10 protein-coding genes are annotated in these 19,734 nt (G+C 58.8%); 7 read left to right on the top strand and 3 right to left on the bottom strand.

Annotation, left to right across the window (positions count from 1 at the left end):
* The 4 genes from ACQKPC_RS27000 to ACQKPC_RS27015 form a co-directional block, all read left to right on the top strand.
* Positions 1-439 (top strand): DUF2797 domain-containing protein (locus tag ACQKPC_RS27000; RefSeq protein WP_427627592.1); only part of this gene is annotated, 439 nt, incomplete at its 5' end.
* 10 nt (positions 440-449) lie between these two features.
* A complete protein-coding gene (gene pepN / locus ACQKPC_RS27005; RefSeq protein WP_427627593.1) occupies positions 450-3,107 on the top strand; it encodes an aminopeptidase N in 2,658 nt (885 codons plus the stop codon).
* Between the two features lie 1,099 nt (positions 3,108-4,206).
* Positions 4,207-5,274, top strand: coding sequence for a WD40/YVTN/BNR-like repeat-containing protein (locus ACQKPC_RS27010; RefSeq protein ID WP_427627595.1), 1,068 nt, complete (start codon positions 4,207-4,209; stop codon positions 5,272-5,274).
* Between the two features lie 28 nt (positions 5,275-5,302).
* Positions 5,303-7,687, top strand: coding sequence for an efflux RND transporter permease subunit (locus tag ACQKPC_RS27015; RefSeq protein WP_007901145.1), 2,385 nt, complete (start codon positions 5,303-5,305; stop codon positions 7,685-7,687).
* Between the two features lie 79 nt (positions 7,688-7,766).
* Here the strand turns inward: ACQKPC_RS27015 and ACQKPC_RS27020 are convergent, their stop codons facing one another.
* The 3 genes from ACQKPC_RS27020 to ACQKPC_RS27030 form a co-directional block, all read right to left on the bottom strand.
* Entirely contained in the window at positions 7,767-12,575 is a 4,809-nt protein-coding gene (locus tag ACQKPC_RS27020; RefSeq protein ID WP_427627598.1) for a dermonecrotic toxin domain-containing protein, read from the bottom strand.
* 126 nt (positions 12,576-12,701) lie between these two features.
* Positions 12,702-13,418: a FadR/GntR family transcriptional regulator gene (locus ACQKPC_RS27025; RefSeq protein ID WP_032830095.1), complete on the bottom strand. Its 717-nt coding sequence runs from the start codon at positions 13,416-13,418 to the stop codon at positions 12,702-12,704.
* Positions 13,419-13,603: 185 nt separating this feature from the next.
* Positions 13,604-15,340 carry an IlvD/Edd family dehydratase gene (locus ACQKPC_RS27030; protein WP_123359680.1) on the bottom strand — a complete coding sequence of 579 codons (1,737 nt, stop codon included), beginning with the start codon at positions 15,338-15,340 and terminating at the stop codon, positions 13,604-13,606.
* Between the two features lie 194 nt (positions 15,341-15,534).
* Between ACQKPC_RS27030 and ACQKPC_RS27035 the strand changes: the two genes are divergently transcribed.
* The 3 genes from ACQKPC_RS27035 (at position 15,535) to ACQKPC_RS27045 (ending at position 19,597) form a co-directional block, all read left to right on the top strand.
* Positions 15,535-16,857 carry an MFS transporter gene (locus ACQKPC_RS27035; protein WP_427627600.1) on the top strand — a complete coding sequence of 441 codons (1,323 nt, stop codon included), beginning with the start codon at positions 15,535-15,537 and terminating at the stop codon, positions 16,855-16,857.
* A gap of 156 nt (positions 16,858-17,013) precedes the next feature.
* The gene (araD1, locus tag ACQKPC_RS27040; RefSeq protein ID WP_427627602.1) at positions 17,014-18,006 is read left to right on the top strand and encodes an AraD1 family protein; all 993 of its coding nucleotides are present in this window, start codon (positions 17,014-17,016) and stop codon (positions 18,004-18,006) included.
* Between the two features lie 10 nt (positions 18,007-18,016).
* Entirely contained in the window at positions 18,017-19,597 is a 1,581-nt protein-coding gene (locus ACQKPC_RS27045) for an aldehyde dehydrogenase (NADP(+)) (protein ID WP_427627604.1), read from the top strand.
* The last annotated feature ends 137 nt before the right edge of the window (positions 19,598-19,734 follow it).

Raw genomic sequence — 19,734 nt, forward strand, 5'->3', positions numbered from 1 at the left:
TCGTTGGCTCGATCAGGGCGCCAGCCAGGCCTTGCCGATCATGCGCGTCGCGACCCGTCAGCAGTCAGGCTTCGTCGAAGACCTGTTCCGCAGCCAGGTAGCCGACAAGACCAACTGGCGTGCTTTACTCAAGGGCGATGCGGTATCGGTGGATCTGGCGCAGGTTCGCGATCAGCTGTTTGAAAGTTGTGCGCAAGGTTTGCAAGGTTTGCAGGAACGATTTGGCCTGCAAGCAATCCAGACCATTACCGATGTCGAACCGCTCGAGATCCGCTATCCGGTCGAGCAATACCCGGCCAAGATTGTCAGCTTTAACCTGGACAAGAACCCGATTGCCGAAGGCACGCTGCTGGGGATCAAGGGCCAGTACCTGATTTTCGACACCGGCGTGATCAATATTCGTAAATACACGGCCTACCAGCTCGCCGTGCATCAGTAAGGATTCCAGTATGCGCACCGAACAACCGAAGATGATCTACCTGAAGGACTATCAGGCGCCCGAGTACCTGATCGACGAGACGCACCTGACCTTCGAGTTGTTCGAGGACCACAGCCTGGTCCATGCGCAACTGGTGATGCGCCGCAATCCTGAACGTGGCCCGGGCCTGCCGCCGCTGGTGCTGGATGGCCAGCAACTCGATCTGCTGTCGGTGACGTTGGCCGATCGCGAACTGAGCGCTGCCGACTATCAGCTGACCGAGAATCACCTGACCCTGCACCCGGGCAGTACAAGCTTCACGGTCGACACCAGCGTCAGGATCCACCCGGAAACCAACACCGCCCTGGAAGGCTTGTACAAATCCGGCACCATGTTCTGCACCCAGTGTGAAGCCGAAGGTTTTCGCAAAATCACCTATTACCTCGACCGCCCGGACGTGATGAGCACGTTCACTACCACGGTGGTCGCCGAGCAGCACAGCTATCCGGTGCTGCTGTCCAACGGCAACCCGATTGCCTCGGGTCCCGGCGAAGACGGCCGGCACTGGGCGACCTGGGAAGACCCGTTCAAGAAACCGGCCTACCTGTTCGCGCTGGTGGCCGGTGACCTGTGGTGCGTCGAAGACACCTTCACCACCATGACCGAGCGCTCCGTGGCGCTGCGCATCTATGTCGAGCCGGAAAACATCGACAAGTGCCAGCACGCGATGAACAGCCTGAAGAAGTCCATGCGCTGGGACGAAGAGGTTTACGGTCGAGAGTACGACCTGGACATCTTCATGATCGTCGCGGTCAACGACTTCAACATGGGCGCCATGGAAAACAAGGGCCTCAACATCTTCAACTCCAGCGCCGTGCTGGCCCGCGCCGAAACCGCTACCGACGCCGCGCACCAGCGTGTAGAAGCGATCGTTGCCCACGAATACTTCCACAACTGGTCGGGCAACCGTGTGACCTGCCGCGACTGGTTCCAGCTGTCGCTCAAGGAAGGCTTCACCGTGTTCCGGGATTCGGAGTTCTCCGCCGACATGAACTCGGCCACGGTCAAGCGCATCCAGGACGTGGCGTACCTGCGCACTCACCAGTTCGCCGAAGACGCCGGCCCGATGGCCCACGCCGTGCGCCCGGACAGCTTCATCGAGATTTCCAACTTCTATACCCTGACCGTGTACGAAAAGGGTTCGGAAGTGGTCGGCATGATCCACACCTTGCTTGGCGCCGACGGTTTCCGCAAAGGCAGTGACCTTTACTTCGAACGCCATGACGGCCAGGCCGTGACCTGCGACGACTTCATCAAGGCCATGGAAGATGCCAACGGTGTCGACCTGACCCAGTTCAAACGCTGGTACAGCCAGGCCGGCACGCCTCGTTTGGCGGTGAGCGAGTCCTACGACGCCGCGGCAAAAACCTACAGCCTGACCTTCCGCCAGAGCTGCCCGGAAACCCCGGACAAGGTGGAAAAGCTGCCATTCGTGATTCCGGTGGAACTGGGCCTGCTGGACAGCAAGGGCGGCGAAATTGCCCTGCGTCTTGCCGGTGAAACCAGTGCTCAAGGCACTTCGCGGGTTATTTCGGTGACTGAAGCCGAGCAGACCTTCACCTTCATCGACATTGCGCAAAAGCCGCTGCCTTCGTTGCTGCGCGGCTTCTCGGCGCCAGTGAAACTGAGCTTCCCGTACGATCGCGATCAGCTGATGTTCCTGATGCAGCACGACAGCGACGGTTTCAACCGCTGGGATGCCGGTCAGCAATTGTCGGTGCAGGTGCTGCAAGAGTTGATCGAACAGCAACAGAAGGGTGAAACGCTGGTGCTGGATCAGCGTTTGGTTTCAGCGCTGCGTACTGTGCTGTCCGACGACACACTGGATCAGGCGATGGTCGCCGAAATGCTTTCGCTGCCGGGCGAGGCGTATCTGACCGAGATCAGTGAAGTGGCTGACGTAGACGCCATTCACACGGCCCGCGAGTTTGCCCGTAAGCAATTGGCTGAAGGCTTGTTCGAGGCATTGTGGCTGCGCTATCAAGCCAATCGCGATCTCTCGAAGAAAACGCAGTATGTGGCCGAAGCCGAGCATTTCGCCCGCCGCGCGCTGCAAAACATTGCGCTGTCGTACCTGATGCTCAGCGGCAAGCCGGAAGTGTTGGCGGCAACCCTCGAGCAGTTCGACACCAGCGACAACATGACCGAGCGTCTGACGGCGTTGGCGGTGTTGGTCAATTCGCCGTTCGAAGAGCAGAAAGCCACGGCGTTGGCGACCTTCGCCGAACACTTCAAGGACAATCCGCTGGTCATGGATCAGTGGTTCAGCGTTCAGGCCGGCAGCACATTGCCGGGCGGTCTGGAGCGGGTCAAAGCGTTGATGCAGCACCCGGCGTTCACGATCAAGAACCCGAACAAGGTGCGGGCACTGATCGGCGCGTTTGCCGGGCAGAACCTGATCAACTTCCACGCAGCCGACGGTTCCGGGTATCGGTTCCTGGCGGATCTGGTGATCGAGCTGAACGGGTTTAACCCGCAGATCGCTTCTCGCCAACTGGCGCCACTGACTCGGTGGCGCAAATACGACGACGCTCGTCAGGCGTTGATGAAAGGTGAGCTGGAGCGGATTCGCGCTTCGGGGCAACTGTCCAGCGATGTGTTTGAAGTGGTCAGCAAAAGCCTGGCCTGAGTTTGGCTTCGCTCCCGCAGAGTTCACTCGGACCTCTGTGGGAGCGGGCTTGCTCGCGAAGGCGGCCTGATAGCCGACCTGTTTCTTACAGATTTACACCGATCAAATTGTAGGAGCTGGCTTGCCTGCGATGACGGCCTTTGGGCCGACCATGCTTTGGTTGGTGGTGTACATATCCGTTGCTGCGGTAACGGCTACTTATGGTTTCGCCCTTACGGCGAGTCCCTTTTGGCAAACGCCCCAAAAGGAACCAAAAGGTCTCGCCCCAAGCGTACGGCCCCTCGCTAAGGCTCGGCGTTCCTTCGCTCCGGTATCCATCTGGGGGCATCGCCCTACGGTCTGCTTCGCTACGACCTACATGCGATGGGTTCGACTGCGTCGAACGGCGCTGCGCGCCAATCCCCAGATGAACACCTGCGCTCAGCCTCCCGAAGGGGCGGGTAGATCAAGATCAAAAGCCAAAGCAAAGCAAAGCAAATGCAAGATCAAAAGATCGCAGCCTCGCTTCGCTCGACAGCTCCTACAGGGAAATGCGTTCGCTTGAGATAAGGCCGGCCGGTAGGCCGCCTTGCTTTTGATTTTGACGCACCGCCCCCTCGAGAGGCCGAGAGGAGGTTCTGCGCAGTGGGCAACCCGGCATGGATGCCGGGTTAGCCGCCCCCGGCCATGGATGGCCGATGGCGGCGGGCCCACGGAGCAGGACCGGAGCGAGGGCATGCCGAGCCTAAGCGAGGCACCGAACGACAGGGGCAGAAGCGCTTTGGTTACTTTCGCGCTTTTCGAAAGTGACCCGCTGTAAGAGCGGAACCAATAGCCGCCGTTAACGCAGAAACGGATATGTACACCAATCACCAAAAAACAATCACCCCACCTGATACCCAATCATTCACCTCCACCTCATACCCCTCCAGTTAACAAAACATAACGTGGCGTCGATTGTCAGACCTTTCCAAACCCCGATAGGATAAGCCAGCTTCCGAAGGGGCTCTGGATTGCGGGTTTCAGGACTATGCTCCTGAATAGGTCAATCCCGATGAGCATCCCTTACGGCGCCCTGAAGGGTTGAACGACCTAACAATAATAATGTGGGGGAAGGTCTATGAGTGAGCCTGTCATGGGTGTGAGTATTGGCCGCCCGCCGGCGTTACGCAGGTTCGCGTTGCTGGCTACAGCGCTCTCGCTGTTGGGCTGTACCGTGCTGTCGGCGCCTGCGCTGGCCGCTGCCGCGTCGGCCACCGATGTGGTTTATTCCGTTGAATCCGCCAAGGCCAGCAAAGGCCTGATGCTCGATGTCGTACACGCGGGCAAACGCCTGGTGGCGGTCGGCGATCGCGGGCACATTCTGTATTCCGACGACCAGGGCGCAACCTGGGCCCAAGCCAAGGTGCCGACCCGGCAACTGCTGACGGCGGTGTTTTTTGTCGATGACAAACACGGCTGGGCCGTTGGCCATGACGCGCAGATCCTCGCCAGCGAAGACGGCGGCATCACCTGGACCAAACAATTCGAAGACCTGACACGCGAATCGCCGCTGCTCGACGTCTGGTTCAAGGACGTTAACAGCGGCTTTGCCGTGGGCGCTTACGGTGCCTTGCTGGAAACCACCGACGGCGGTAAAAACTGGGGAAACGTCAGCGATCGCCTCGACAACGAAGACCAGTTCCACCTCAACGCGATTGCCGCGGTCAAGGATTCCGGCATTTTCATCGTCGGTGAACAGGGCAGCATGTTCCGCTCCGCCGATGACGGGCAGACCTGGGAAAAGCTTGAAGGCCCCTATGAAGGCTCGCTGTTCGGTGTGATTGGCACCGCGCAACCGGCCACGCTGCTGGCCTACGGGTTACGCGGTAATCTTTACCGCTCCACGGATTTCGGCAGCACCTGGGAGCAGGTCGAGCTCAAGGCTGCACGTGGCACACTGGAATTCGGCCTGTCTGGCGCCACGCTGCTCGATGACGGTTCCATCGTGATCGTCGGCAATGGCGGCAGCGTGATTCGCAGCACCGACGACGGCGAAACCTTCAGCGTGTTCAACCGTCCGGATCGCATTTCCGTCTCGGCGGTGACTGCGGCAGGCAACGGCAATCTGATTCTGGCCGGACAGGGTGGCGTTCGCGTCACTTCGCCCACCGGCGCAGAGAATGGAAAAAACGGGTCGTCCAAATGAGCCGGGCAAATAACAAGAAGGCGGGTCTATGACATCCTTAAGCACTCCTCATCAGGATAAGGCGACGTTTCTTGAGCGCCTGATTTTCAACAACCGCCCGGCAGTCATCGTCATCTGCCTGCTGGTCAGTGTTTTCCTGTTCTGGCAGGCGACGTTGATCCGGCCGTCCACCAGTTTCGAAAAAATGATCCCGCTCGAGCATCCGTTCATTGAAAAAATGATGGAGCACCGCAACGATCTGGCGAACCTGGGCAACACGGTGCGGATTTCCGTGGAAGCCACCGACGGCGACATCTTCTCCAAGGAATACATGGAGACTCTGCGTCAGATCAACGACGAGGTGTTCTACATTTCCGGCGTCGACCGTTCCGGCCTCAAATCGCTGTGGAGCCCGAGCGTGCGCTGGACCGAGGTGACGGAGGAGGGCTTCGCCGGTGGTGAAGTGATTCCCCAGAGCTATAACGGCTCCCAGCAAAGCCTCGACCTGCTGCGTAATAACGTGCTCAAGTCCGGGCAAGTCGGGCGCCTGGTGGCCAATGACTTCAAGTCGAGCATCGTCGACATCCCGCTGCTGGAGTCCTACCCGGACCCACAGGATCAGGGCAAGTTGCTGGCGCTGGACTACCGCAAGTTCTCCCACGAACTCGAAGACAAGATCCGCAACAAGTTCGAAGCCCAAAACCCCAACGTGAAGATCCACATTGTCGGGTTCGCCAAGAAAGTCGGCGACCTGATCGATGGGCTGGTCATGGTGGTGATGTTCTTCGGCGTCGCCTTCGTCATTACCCTGATCCTGCTGTACTGGTTCACCAACTGCATGCGCAGCACCGTGGCGGTTTTGAGCACGACGCTGGTGGCGGTGGTCTGGCAGCTGGGCTTGATGCACTTCTTCGGCTTCGGGCTTGATCCGTACTCGATGCTGGTGCCGTTCCTGATCTTCGCCATCGGGATTTCCCACGGCGTGCAGAAAATCAACGGTATCGCCTTGCAGTCCAGCGAGGCGGAGAACGCGCTGACTGCGGCACGCCGTACATTCCGTCAGCTGTTCCTGCCGGGGATGATCGCGATCCTTGCGGATGCGGTGGGCTTCATCACGCTGTTGATCATCGACATCGGGGTGATTCGTGAACTGGCCATCGGCGCGTCCATCGGCGTGGCGGTGATCGTGTTCACCAACCTGATCCTGCTGCCGGTGGCGATTTCCTACGTCGGTATCAGCAAGCGCGCCGTCGAACGCAGCAAGAAAGACGCGCACCGCGAGCATCCTTTCTGGCGCCTGCTGTCGAATTTTGCCAGCCCCAAAGTTGCACCGATTTCCATTGCCCTGGCGCTGATCGCTTTCGGTGGCGGCCTCTGGTACAGCCAGAACCTGAAAATCGGTGACCTCGACCAGGGCGCGCCGGAACTGCGTCCGGACTCGCGCTACAACAAGGACAACAGCTTCATCATCAATAACTACTCCACCAGTTCCGACGTGTTGGTGGTGATGGTCAAGACCAAGTCTGAAGGTTGCTCGCGCTACGAGGCCATGGCGCCGATCGACGAGCTGATGTGGAAGATGCAGAACACCGAGGGCGTGCAGTCGGCCATTTCCCTGGTGACCGTGTCCAAGCAGATGATCAAGGGCATGAACGAGGGCAACCTGAAATGGGAAACCCTGTCGCGCAACCCGGACGTGCTGAACAACTCCATCGCCCGCGCCGATGGCCTGTACAACAACAATTGCTCCCTGGCGCCGGTGCTGGTGTTCCTCAACGACCACAAGGCCGAAACCCTGGACCGCGCCGTGCATGCGGTGCAGGACTTCGCCAAAGAGAACAACAAGGAAGGCCTGGAATTCATCCTCGCCGCCGGTAACGCCGGGATCGAGGCGGCCACCAACGAGGTGATCAAACGCTCCGAATTGACCATTCTGGTCCTGGTGTACATCTGCGTCGCAACCATGTGCATGATCACCTTCCGTTCCTGGGCGGCGACCTTGTGCATCGTGCTGCCGCTGGTACTGACCTCGGTCCTCGGCAACGCATTGATGGCGTTCATGGGCATCGGCGTGAAAGTGGCGACCTTGCCGGTAGTGGCGCTCGGGGTGGGGATTGGCGTGGACTACGGGATCTACATCTACAGCCGTCTGGAAAGCTTCCTGCGTGCCGGCCTGCCGTTGCAAGAGGCGTACTACCAGACGCTGAAGTCCACCGGTAAAGCCGTGCTGTTCACTGGCCTGTGCCTGGCGATCGGTGTATGCACCTGGATCTTCTCGGCGATCAAGTTCCAGGCCGACATGGGCCTGATGCTGACCTTCATGTTGCTCTGGAACATGTTCGGCGCGTTGTGGCTGCTGCCAGCGCTGGCGCGGTTCCTGATCAAACCGGAGAAACTGGCAGGGCAGAAGGGCAACTCGCTGTTTGCTCACTGATCCCTGGCTGAAACAGAAAAGCCGCAATCATGGGTTGCGGCTTTTTTTATCGCGTGTTGTTCAGGACTGGAAACTTGATTCAGAGTTTTAAGAACAGTGTTTCATCCAGTGGCGGTTTGATCAGCGATTTCTCCAGATTGGCCACGGCACGGTTGTCGGCGGCGGCTTGCCGGATAAGATCCTTGCGTGTCAGAAAGCGCTGCTCCGGTAGTTTTAAATGGCCAATGCTGTAGTCCGGTCGAGGCATATCAAGGCTGGCGTAATGAAAGTGCGCATACCATAAAACGTTAAATGTGTTCTTTTCGCGTACCGCATATTCGGTGAGATAGTCTCCGGCAGCCGTCTGTATCAAACGCCCCACCAGATTGATGTCAACGAAACCGTTCTTCCATAAGTAGTGGATGTTTTCTGCCTTGGGCAGCTGTTTTTTGTAGCCCTCGCTGCAATACAGACGTGCCTGGCGAGTTGCTTCGAGTGCCTCGTTACGAAGGGTTTCACTCAGTTGGGGGGCCTGCGGCGCAGCAGGATGGGTGTTATCAATTTCATCGGCCAAGGCGTTGAGCTTGTCGGCGTACTGGACCAGCATGTCATTCCAGTCCAAGGGGTTGAGGCTTTCGAGCCGACCAGGATCCTGTAGCTTTTTCTGTTGGAAGCGTATCGAGTTTTCGATACCCGCCCGTTGGCCAATCAGCGCATGCATTTCCTTTTTTATTGCCGATAAAGGTCGCGACCCTGGCGGCAATGTTGGTTGAGTGGGCGTGCCCTGCACGACTTCAACCCAGACACCTTCCTCAGGGTGTTCCATGTAGCTGGCAATCTTCTGTTCGGTAATCGGATCTTGAACATCGATGAAACGACCTTGATTGTTTTCCCGAGAGGGTCTGATGTCGCCGATCAGGGTGCCTTTGTTGCGGGACTTGAATACCCTTTTGGTGGACGGCCTGGTCCTGATCGGTTTGGTATGTGCGGATTGGGGCGCGACCCCTTCGTTTTCTCGAATCAGTGCAGCCAGTTGCTCTTCGGCGCTGACGTGCGCTTCATTGAGTTGCTTCAGAAACGGTGTTTGATATTCAGTGCGCACAAAGCCAGATGCCATTTCATTCAACGAACGAACAGCATTATCGATTTCTTCGTAGTGCTTGAGGATGTTTTCAAGGACGGCTATCTGCTCGGCGGTTGCGTAGCCGGAGCTACTGCAGATCTCCATGTGGGACAGCACTGTGCTCTCCATTGAAGAGCCGACGAGTCGCATTACAAAGGGATACTCTGCCGGATCTCTGGAGCGGCAACTGCGTTCCAGAACCAATTCTTTAAGCGACAGCAATTGATGTAACTTGATTAAAGCAGGGAGGTAGTTTTCGGCATTGAACAAGTCCTTCACTATTTTTCGACTGCGCAGTTTTTCACCTGCCTGTTCCTGAGTCGTTTCAAGTGTTTTGGCGGACTCGATGAGCCTGTTGGTTATCTCGATTTCTGCCCGCCGGTTGTCGACAAATTCGAAATAGGCTGTCGTTATTTCCTGACCCAATTCTTCAGGAAAACGGGCGAGGAGTTCATTGAGGTATTCCCCATTCCTGGTCTGAAGGAGATCGCGTCCCAACAGCTTTATTTGCTCATGAACGATATCCAGAGCGTCCCAGATGAGTAAAAGCCCATTATCACGTTCGCTCTCGTAAGGCCTGGTTCTGTCGACTTCGATCAAGGCGTTGTACGCATCGGTCAACTTCGGCATTTCTGCGTTCAACGTGTCAATGCGCTCCTTGTAAATATTGAGCTCTCTGTCATGTATGGCTGCGGCCTCTGCTGTCTTGAGCACTTCCTGGCTATGACGCGAGGTCAGCTGGACCTTCTGCTCTGGTGTAGCCTTGCCGAGCAACTCCCATACGATCCTGAGCTTTTTCTTTTGTGCGTCGAGCATTTCCCTCGCGGAAAACAATGATCTCCTCGCCTCTGATTGAGAGAGTACCAATGGCGCGAGGGCCTGCTTCAGGCGATCCTTATTAGTGGTCAGTTCATGTAGCCGCAGCCGGTTTTCATCGCGCACCGCCTGGAGTCGCCCCCTCATGCCGCCTTCAAGCTTCAATCCCCGATCCAGTCGCCAGTTCCCCTTGCCGTCGCTGGCGAGTTTGAAACCGGGGCGATCGGAATGGGCCGGATCTATCAGGTAGACCTCTGCGAAGCCCGGCACGACGCTGACCTGGAAAAAAAGTCCGCCAATGCAGGCGTGCCAGGTATCGTCGATCCGGAAAAGTCCCTTCAGAGAACCGTTTTTCTCGGCCGGTGGCAACTTCTGCGGCCATGGCACGTGAAAGTCCAACAAGGCATTGAGCAGCTTGTCGGCCGCTTTAGAGGTGGCAATGGAGCTGGTGAAATCCAGCACCATATGGCTGCCACCTACCGTTTCCTGTGGGATGCCCGGCGAACCTTGATGAACGAGGGCGGCAGGCATCGGTTCTGCGTGATTTGCCAGTCTGCGCCAGGGTTTCAGGCGCGGGGCGGTTTGTTCAGGATTTTTCGATGGCAATGGCTGATGGGCGCTCTCCGAGCTGGCTCCCAGGTGCAACAGCACCATCGCGGTATTGAGTAGCAGATCAATCAGCACTAACTCTTTGGCTTTCGGATCGTCGCTGTCGAGGGCGGGCAGGTCCTGTTTGAGGCTGGTGATCAGTACCATCATCCATCCGGCAAGCATCAGCGGCCCTCGCGTCAGCGGTAGCAGCAGCGTATTGAAGAGTAACCATGCACCCTCCATGAGAACGGCCCAACGGCTTTCACTGTTGGACACCGACTCACGCTCGGCCAGATCGACCAAGGTGCGAGCGGTGCTGGTGAATAGGTAGTTGAGCAGTCGACCGTCGCGTAGCGACTGGCGCAGTACTTCTGCACCCTCATTGCTGGCCAAGATTGTGGGGGCAGGTTTTCGTGGGCGTTCGAATTCGTCGCCCAAGTGAAAGCGAACAATGTGCGGTTCCTTGAACCCGTCATTGTCGTAAATGCCTCGTACATTGTCCTCCATCCATGTAAGCACGCTGGCTTGCAATGCGCCGGATTCGGCAATGGCCGCGAGAACGGCCTGGCGCGACGGGTACTCCAGCAGGGCTTCGGCGTACAACGGACGATAAAGAAGATGTGGGCCAACGTTCGGGTCAAGGGGTTCGATCAGGAACATGTTGTCCACCGTATCGGGTTTGGCACCGGACTTTCTGTGAAACGCCAGCGGGCGGATGACGATGTCCTGTTCGTCGACTTTGCGCTCAGAAGGTGTCTCCCCCATCAGCGCCTTGACGTAGCGATAACCCTTGTCGGTCAAGCCACATTGTTTTCTGACCTTGTACTCCAGCGCGCGCATCGGTAACCGGACTCGCAGTTCGCGGGTAAACAGGGCTTCTCGGCGCCGGGCATCCACGGTGTCCGATAGTAATAACGTCTTGATCCTTTGCGGATAGACCGTACCGATGTCGACGCGCTGGATAAGGCCGTTGCTGCCGAGTATGTAGTCCTCGTTCAACCAGTCTTCGGGAGTCTGTCCGTCCTTGCGCAAAACCCGCAGGCGGCCACGGGGCTTGCCGGCGAGATTCTTCAGGGCCAGATCAGTCAGGGACATGCGCACATGTTCGATAAAACCGGCACCTCCCGGATAGCCGGCAGCGACGGCGAAGTCCAGCACCAGATCGTCGGGGTTGTAGTCGACGTTGTGATCCTGCTTTATCTGCGCTCGCAGCGCCTCGCGGCTGAAGCTTCGGATATCTTCGATGCCTTCATTAAATGACTGTCCATGGCTTTGAGCGGTGACGTTTGCGAGGTCGAGCAGGTGCTGTCGATAGGCGAAGCGATCAGTGGCCGAAGCCTGTTTCAACCAGTCGGGGAGTTGCGAGTGCAACTGTGCCAGCATCGTTGGTGGCGCTGTCGATTGCCGGATGAACAGCGTTGCCGGATCCGTGAGGGTGTCCAGACGTTGCGCCAGGTCCTGCTCGCTCGGGTAACTGGAAAATGACAATGCGGCCAGGTTTTCGAGCTGCCGATTAAGGATCAGGCCCGCCTGGAGCTCGAACAGGTTGCCATTGGGCTCATAGCGTTTCCAGGTGAGACGGTCGATCAAAAACTCGCTTTGCATCTTCTTCCCCCAGGCGCTGCCGAAGTCATCCAGGGAATCGAAAGGTTGGACGTGGCCGTCAACGCTGCACAGCAATACTTGTTTCTCGCGCATCAGCAGAATTTCAGGCCCGAGCAGAAGTATTTCGCTATCGTCTTTGCCGAGTGTCGTTTCCAGAAAGCAGGCGTAAACGGTTTTGCTGGTCTTGGGCGAACGCTCGACTCTGTCGGGCCAGTCCGTGACCTGCCGCACCATGTCTCGCTGTTCGTCACTCAGATTCGAGGCGTATAAGGCTGCGGCTTTCAACTGGTCATGGAGGAACTCGCTGAACCATTGCCAGCGACTGATGCCGCTGTCGTCGGTCAGGCTCCAGTAGTCAGCCAATGCCTGCTGATAATCGAGGTAAAGCGTCGATGGCAGCTCGGCAATGATGCTGGCAATGATTTGCATGTCCACGTGAGGCTTGGCTGCGGTGTCCAGGCGTTTGGGTGGTACTTGCGTGAGGAAAAACGCCCTTGAGTCCTGTGGGGTGAAGTCCAGCATCTGCGGGTTGACCAGATGGTCGAGAACCACTTGGCTCAACGGCTTCAGATCCCAATGGCCACCGACAGCGGGGCTGGCCAGCTTGATCTTTATCGGATCGAAATCCAGTGTGGGGTAATGCTCCAGCAATCTGTCGCGTAATGCATTGATAATCACAGAAAGCAGTGTCGGTCGACTGGCGAATCGCTGCTGAACCGCCCGGGCGGGCAATTGGCTGAATGGAGGAGGTACCGGTGCAACAGGGGTGAGCATGACGAAATCCTTTTCGTGTTATAGGTCGGCGCTGTCATAGCGTCCGTGCCTCTGGGCCGGATCATCGGCCCTGAGCAGGAAATCTCATTCTGTCACCGCCTGTGCGGAATGGGTTATGGCGTGTGGTTACAAGACTTGACCGAGTACCGTGCTTAGCGCACTGCGCGCATCATCCAGTTGCACCAGCGTTGCATGCCGGGCACCGAGGGCGTCACGGTTTTCGATAGCGGTCAGGATCGCCTTGTGCCGTGGCAGCGCCAGTTCATGCAGATTCGGCCGTTGGTTGGAATGCTTCAAGGCTTCGGCAATCGCTACCGACAGCATGTTGCACAGGTTCGCCAGTAAGTCGTTATGGGTTGCGTCGGCGATCCGGCTGTGGAAATCCAGGTCCGGTTGCAGCAAGGCTTCAGGCGTCGGTGCCGCTTCCATGCGTTGGTAGGCTTCACCGATGGAGGCGATGTCTTCGTCGGTGGCGAACTGCGCGGCCAACGCGGCGGCGGCCGGCTCAATGATGCTGCGCACGCTGGTCAGCAGATCAAAGAATTCATTTTGCGGACTGCTTTGCATCAGCCAGTGCAGCACGTCCGGGTCGAGCATGTGCCATTCCTTGCGCGGCTTGACCACCGTACCGACCCGCGGACGGGAATACACCAGGCCCTTGGCCACCAATACGCGAGTGGCTTCGCGCAGCACCGGTCGGCTGACCGCGTATTCCTCGCACAGCAGGGCTTCGGCGGGCAGTTTGTCGTCCGGCTTGAACCGTCCCGAGACGATCTGCATGCCCAATTCCTGGACGATGCGCGAGTGCATGCTTTTGCGGTCGGAGGGTTTGCGGTAATCCATGGGGAACGGCGCGATCCTGTGCGATGGGGTGCCGCGCATGATAGCAGGCGCGGCGCAGACTTGAGGCTGATACAAAGCAAATGTGGGAGCTAGCCTGCTAGCGATTGCGGTGTGCCAGTCAATATGAACGTCAACTGACAGACCGTAATCGCTAGCAGGCTAGCTCCCACAAAGGATGTTTGCTGTCAGTGAGAGTGACGCGGCACCTCGGCCCCTCGGCACCCGACGAGGAAGTCAAAGTCGCAACCCTGATCCGCCTGCAGCACATGGTCGATGTACAGCTGACGATAACCGCCCACGATTAACTGTTGCGGTGGTTGCAGATCCGCCATGCGCGCCGCCAGCTCCGCATCCGGAATGTCCAGGTGCAAACGTCCGTTGGCGCAATCAAGCTCGATCCAGTCGCCTTCCTTCACTGTCGCCAAAGGTCCACCCGCTGCGGCTTCCGGTGCCACATGCAAGACCACCGTGCCGTAAGCGGTGCCGCTCATGCGTGCGTCGGAAATCCGCACCATGTCGGTCACGCCTTGGGCCAGCAGCTTGGCCGGTAATCCCATGTTGCCGACTTCGGCCATGCCCGGATAACCCTTCGGTCCGCAGTTCTTCATCACCAGAATCGAGTTGGCATCCACGTCCAGTTCCGGGTCGTTGATCCGTGCCTTGTACATGTCGAAGTTCTCGAACACCACCGCACGCCCGCGATGTTGCATCAATTCGGCGCTCGCGGCGGATGGCTTGAGCACCGCACCCAGCGGGGCCAGATTGCCGCGCAACACGCAGATGCCGCCGTCGGCGCGGATCGGGTTGTCGAGGGTGCGAATCACTTCGTCCTGGCCGTAGATCGGCGCGTCCTTGGTGTTCTCGCCGATGGTTTTGCCGTTGACGGTGAGGGCGTTCGGGTTCGGGATCAGGTTCGCTTCGCCGAGACGACGCAGCACCGCGGGCAAGCCGCCGGCGTAGTAGAACTCTTCCATCAGGAAGCGCCCGGACGGTTGCAGGTCGACGATGGTCGGCATGCCGCGACCGATGCGGGTCCAGTCATCCAGGTCCAGCTCGACACCGATGCGCCCGGCGATGGCTTTCAAGTGGATCACCGCGTTGGTCGAACCACCGATGGCGGCGTTCACCCGAATGGCGTTTTCGAAGGCTTCTTTGGTGAGGATTTTCGACAGCTTCAAGTCTTCGCGAACCATCTCCACCGCGCGCATGCCGGACATGTGCGCCAGTACATAACGGCGCGCATCGACCGCTGGAATCGCCGCGTTGTGGGGCAGGGAAGTGCCCAGTGCTTCGGCCATGCAAGCCATGGTCGAGGCCGTGCCCATGGTGTTGCAGGTGCCGGCCGAGCGTGACATGCCGCCCTCGGCCGCGAGGAAGTCGTCAATGGTGATGGTGCCCGCCTTGACCTGTTCGCTGAGCTGCCAGACCACCGTGCCCGAGCCGATGTCCTGGCCCTTGTGCTTGCCGTTGAGCATCGGCCCGCCAGTCACGACGATCGCCGGCACGTCGCAACTGGCTGCGCCCATCAGTAACGCCGGGGTGGTTTTGTCGCAGCCGGTGAGCAGCACCACGCCATCGATCGGGTTACCGCGAATCGCTTCCTCGACGTCCATGCTCGCCAGGTTGCGAGTGAGCATGGCGGTGGGGCGCAGGTTCGATTCGCCGTTGGAGAACACCGGGAATTCCACTGGAAAGCCGCCGGCTTCGATCACCCCGCGTTTGACGTGCTCCGCGATCTGGCGGAAATGCGCGTTGCACGGGGTCAGTTCCGACCAGGTGTTGCAGATGCCGATGATCGGCTTGCCGTGGAACTGGTGGTCGGCGATGCCCTGATTCTTCATCCAGCTGCGGTACATGAAGCCGTTCTTGTCGGCGGTGCCAAACCATTGGGCGGAGCGCAGGGTGGGTTTCTTATCAGACATGATCGGTTCTCTTATTGTATGACTATATTGTTCGAGCTATGGCGTAACATATGCGTAATTTCGGCTGTTTGGAAGTGTTGTTGGTTAAATAGTATTACTATATAGTCGTTTTCAACGGAGGGATGAGCCCTGGCAGTTTTCTGCGAGAGGCGTCCCCCGAGGTTCTATAACAACAACAATCGGAGACCGAACTCATGAGCCAGGAACTGCGGCTTATTCGTCGCATCACACTGAAACTGATTCCCTTCCTGATCCTGCTGTACCTGATCGCCTATGTGGATCGCTCCGCGGTAGGTTTCGCCAAGCTACACATGGGCGCCGACATCGGCCTGGGTGACGCGGCTTATGGCCTGGGTGCCGGGCTGTTCTTCATTGGTTATTTCCTGCTGGAAATCCCCAGCAACCTGATGCTCGACCGCTTCGGCGCCCGGCGCTGGTTCGCGCGGATCATGGTCACCTGGGGTGCCATCACCATCGGCATGGCGTTCGTCCAGGGACCGAACAGTTTCTATGTGATGCGCTTTCTGCTCGGCGCGGCCGAAGCCGGTTTCTTCCCGGGCGTTCTGTACTACATCACCCAATGGTTCCCGATTCGCCATCGCGGCAAGATTCTCGGGTTGTTCATCCTTTCCCAACCCATCGCGATGATGATCACCGGCCCGGTGTCCGGCGGCTTGCTGGGCATGGACGGCATTTTTGGGCTGCACGGTTGGCAGTGGCTGTTCATCGTCATCGGTATGCCCGCAATCCTGCTGACCTGGCCGGTGCTGCGTTACCTGCCGGACGGTCCGCAACAGGTCAAATGGATGGACCAGTCTGAGAAAGACTGGCTGACCGGTGAGCTGAAAAAGGACCTGGAGGTGTACGGCCAGACCCGCCACGGCAATCCGCTGCATGCACTGAAGGACAAACGCGTGTTGCTGCTGGCGCTGTTCTATCTGCCGGTGACGCTGAGCATCTACGGTCTCGGTTTGTGGCTGCCGACGTTGATCAAGCAGTTCGGTGGCACTGACCTGATGACCGGGTTCGTGTCGTCGGTGCCGTACATCTTCGGGATCATCGGTTTGCTGATCATTCCGCGCAGTTCCGATCGCTTGAATGATCGCTACGGTCATCTGGCGGTGCTGTATGTATTGGGCGCCATCGGCCTGTTCCTCAGCGCCTGGCTGACAGTGCCGGTGCTGCAATTGGCGGCGCTGTGCCTGGTGGCGTTCGCGCTGTTTTCCTGCACCGCGGTGTTCTGGACTTTGCCGGGCCGATTCTTCGCCGGCGCCAGTGCGGCGGCGGGGATCGCGTTGATCAACTCGGTGGGCAACCTCGGCGGTTACATCGGCCCGTTCGTGATCGGTGCGTTGAAGGAATACACCGGCAATCTGGCGTCGGGGTTGTATTTCCTGTCCTGCGTGATGGTGTTCGGCCTGGTGCTGACGGGTGTGGTTTATCGGTTGCTGGAGCGTAAGCACGTGCTGCCGGCCGACCAGTTTGCCGCCAGCGCCCGGGGCGCTACCCGTACCTGAATCTGAGGATTAACACCAATCAACTGTGGGAGCGAGCCTGCTCGCGATGAGGTCATTCAGTCCGACATCAATGTTGAATATCAGGCCGTCATCGCGAGCAGGCTCGCTCCCACATTGGTTTTGTGGCGTTTTCGAGTTTGTTTAAAGGAGAAAATCATGCGTTTAGTTCAGTTCGAATTGAGTAACGGCGAACGCCGTGTCGGCGTGGTCGAGGACGGCCTGGTGCGCGAAGTGCGGGATGCGCGCTCGGTGCGGGATTTGGCGCTGGCGGCGATTGAGGCGGGGGTCAATCTTGAGCAACAGGTTCAAACCCTGGGGCTGGGCATCAGCCATGACTATTCAGCGCTACTGGCCAATCTGCAAATCCTGCCGCCGCTGGATCACCCGGACCCGGCGCACATGCTGGTCAGCGGCACTGGCCTGACCCATCTGGGCAGCGCTTCGGCCCGGGACAAAATGCATCAGCAGGTCGGCGACGAAACCGCCATGACCGACACCATGCGCATCTTCAAATGGGGCGTGGAGGGTGGTAAACCCGCGACCGGCCAGGCCGGCGTGCAACCGGAGTGGTTCTACAAGGGCGACGGCAGCATCGTTGTGCGACCGGGCAAACCGTTCCCGCTGCCGCCGTTTGCCGAAGATGCCGGGGAGGAACCCGAACTCAGCGGTCTCTATGTGATCGGCCACGACGGTAAACCGTATCGCCTCGGTTTCGCGGTGGGCAACGAGTTCTCCGATCACGTGATGGAGCGCAAGAATTACCTTTATCTTGCCCATTCGAAATTGCGCAGTTGCAGCTATGGCCCGGAGCTTCGGGTTGGCGAGTTGCCCCAGCATCTGGCCGGTACAAGCCGGATCCTGCGCGATGGTGAAGTGCTGTGGCAGAACGAATTCCTCAGTGGCGAAGCGAACATGTGCCACAGCCTGGAAAACCTCGAGTATCACCATTTCAAATACAACCAGTTCTTGCGCCCCGGCGACGTACACATTCACTTCTTCGGCACTGCGACCTTGTCCTTCGCCGATGGCATCCGCACCCAACCGGGTGACGTGTTCGAGATCAGCCAGGCCGAGTTCGGCGCACCCTTGATCAACGGCATTGAGCCCGTTGAAGCGGCGTTCGAACCCGGCACCGTCGGCACACTTTAAGGAGATACCCATGACCCGGATTCTTGGTCACAACTACATTGGCGGTCAGCGCAGCGCTGCTGGCGCGGTCAAACTCCAGAGCGTCGATGCCAGCACTGGCGAGGCCTTGCCCCACGATTTCTATCAAGCCACCCTTGAAGAAGTCGATGCCGCTGCGAAGGCTGCCGCCGCTGCTTACCGGGCCTATCGCAGCCTGAGTGCCGAAAGACGTGCGCAATTTCTCGATGCGATTGCCGATGAACTGGACGCGTTGGGCGATGACTTTGTCGCCGTGGTCTGTAGCGAAACCGCGTTGCCGGCGGGCCGTATTCAAGGTGAGCGGGGTCGCACCAGCGGCCAGATGCGCCTGTTCGCCAAGGTGCTGCGGCGCGGTGATTTCTATGGCGCACGGATTGATCGCGCACTGCCTGAACGTACGCCATTGCCGCGTCCGGATCTGCGGCAGTACCGCATTGGCCTGGGACCGGTCGCGGTGTTCGGTGCGAGCAACTTTCCGCTGGCGTTTTCCACGGCGGGCGGCGACACGGCTTCGGCATTGGCCGCCGGTTGCCCGGTGGTGTTCAAGGCCCACAGCGGCCATATGGCAACTGCTGAGTGGGTGGCCAATGCCGTGATCCGCGCTGCCGAGAACACGTCGATGCCGGCCGGTGTGTTCAACATGATCTACGGCGGCGGGGTGGGGGAAGCGCTGGTCAAGCATCCGGCGATTCAGGCGGTCGGTTTTACCGGTTCGCTCAAAGGTGGCCGTGCGCTGTGCGACATGGCCGCGGCACGTGCGCAGCCGATTCCGGTGTTCGCCGAGATGTCGAGCATCAACCCGGTGATCGTGCTGCCTCAAGCGCTGGAAGCTCGTGCTGAAAGCGTCGCCCGAGACCTCACGGCGTCGGTGGTGCAGGGGTGTGGTCAGTTCTGTACCAATCCGGGGTTGGTGATCGGTATTCGTTCGCCGCAGTTCAGCGCGTTCGTGCAGCAGGTGGCGGGGCTGATTGGCGATCAACCGGCGCAAACCATGCTCAATACCGGCACCTTGAGCAGCTATGGCAAGGGCCTGCAGAAGCTTCTCGCACATCCGAAAATCGAGCATTTGGCCGGCAACCCGCAACAAGGCAATCAGGCGCAGCCGCAACTGTTCAAGGCCGATGTGAGCCTGTTGCTCGATGGCGATGAAGTGCTGCAAGAGGAAGTGTTCGGCCCGACCACGGTGTTCGTCGAAGTGGCGGATCAGGCGCAACTCAACGCCGCGTTGAACGGACTGCATGGGCAGCTGACGGCAACGATCATCGGTGAGCCGACGGACTTCGAACAATTCGGCGAACTGACTCCATTGCTGGAACAGAAGGTCGGGCGGATTCTGCTTAACGGCTATCCGACCGGCGTGGAAGTCTGCGACTCGATGGTTCATGGCGGGCCGTATCCGGCGACTTCCGATGCACGAGGCACCTCGGTGGGCACCCTGGCCATCGACCGTTTCCTGCGCCCGGTGTGCTTCCAGAACTACCCCGACAGCCTGCTGCCGGAAGCACTGAAGAATGGCAATCCGCTGCGCATCCAGCGCCTGGTCGACGGCAAGTCATCGCGCGATGCTCTCTAGCCGCCCACAACTGATTGGCTCGGTCCGCTGGAACTGATCGTTCCCACGCTCTGCGTGGGAATGCCTCAACGGACGCTCTGCGTTCGGCTGTTGATGTGACGCAGAGCGTCACTGGCTGCATTCCTTTGCTGCGCGTG

Origin of the sequence: Pseudomonas sp. NPDC089918 (assembly GCF_050280605.1) — a bacterium.
Taxonomy (GTDB): domain Bacteria; phylum Pseudomonadota; class Gammaproteobacteria; order Pseudomonadales; family Pseudomonadaceae; genus Aquipseudomonas.

What these genes read in the sequence shown, in the direction of transcription:
- pepN (WP_427627593.1), top strand. Translation starts at nt 450, where the DNA reads ATGCGCACCGAACAACCGAAGATGATCTACCTGAAGGACTATCAGGCG.
- ACQKPC_RS27035 (WP_427627600.1), top strand. Translation starts at nt 15,535, where the DNA reads ATGAGCCAGGAACTGCGGCTTATTCGTCGCATCACACTGAAACTGATT.
- ACQKPC_RS27025 (WP_032830095.1), bottom strand. Translation starts at nt 13,418, where the DNA reads ATGGATTACCGCAAACCCTCCGACCGCAAAAGCATGCACTCGCGCATC.
- ACQKPC_RS27045 (WP_427627604.1), top strand. Translation starts at nt 18,017, where the DNA reads ATGACCCGGATTCTTGGTCACAACTACATTGGCGGTCAGCGCAGCGCT.
- ACQKPC_RS27015 (WP_007901145.1), top strand. Translation starts at nt 5,303, where the DNA reads ATGACATCCTTAAGCACTCCTCATCAGGATAAGGCGACGTTTCTTGAG.
- ACQKPC_RS27030 (WP_123359680.1), bottom strand. Translation starts at nt 15,340, where the DNA reads ATGTCTGATAAGAAACCCACCCTGCGCTCCGCCCAATGGTTTGGCACC.
- ACQKPC_RS27010 (WP_427627595.1), top strand. Translation starts at nt 4,207, where the DNA reads ATGAGTGAGCCTGTCATGGGTGTGAGTATTGGCCGCCCGCCGGCGTTA.
- ACQKPC_RS27020 (WP_427627598.1), bottom strand. Translation starts at nt 12,575, where the DNA reads ATGCTCACCCCTGTTGCACCGGTACCTCCTCCATTCAGCCAATTGCCC.
- araD1 (WP_427627602.1), top strand. Translation starts at nt 17,014, where the DNA reads ATGCGTTTAGTTCAGTTCGAATTGAGTAACGGCGAACGCCGTGTCGGC.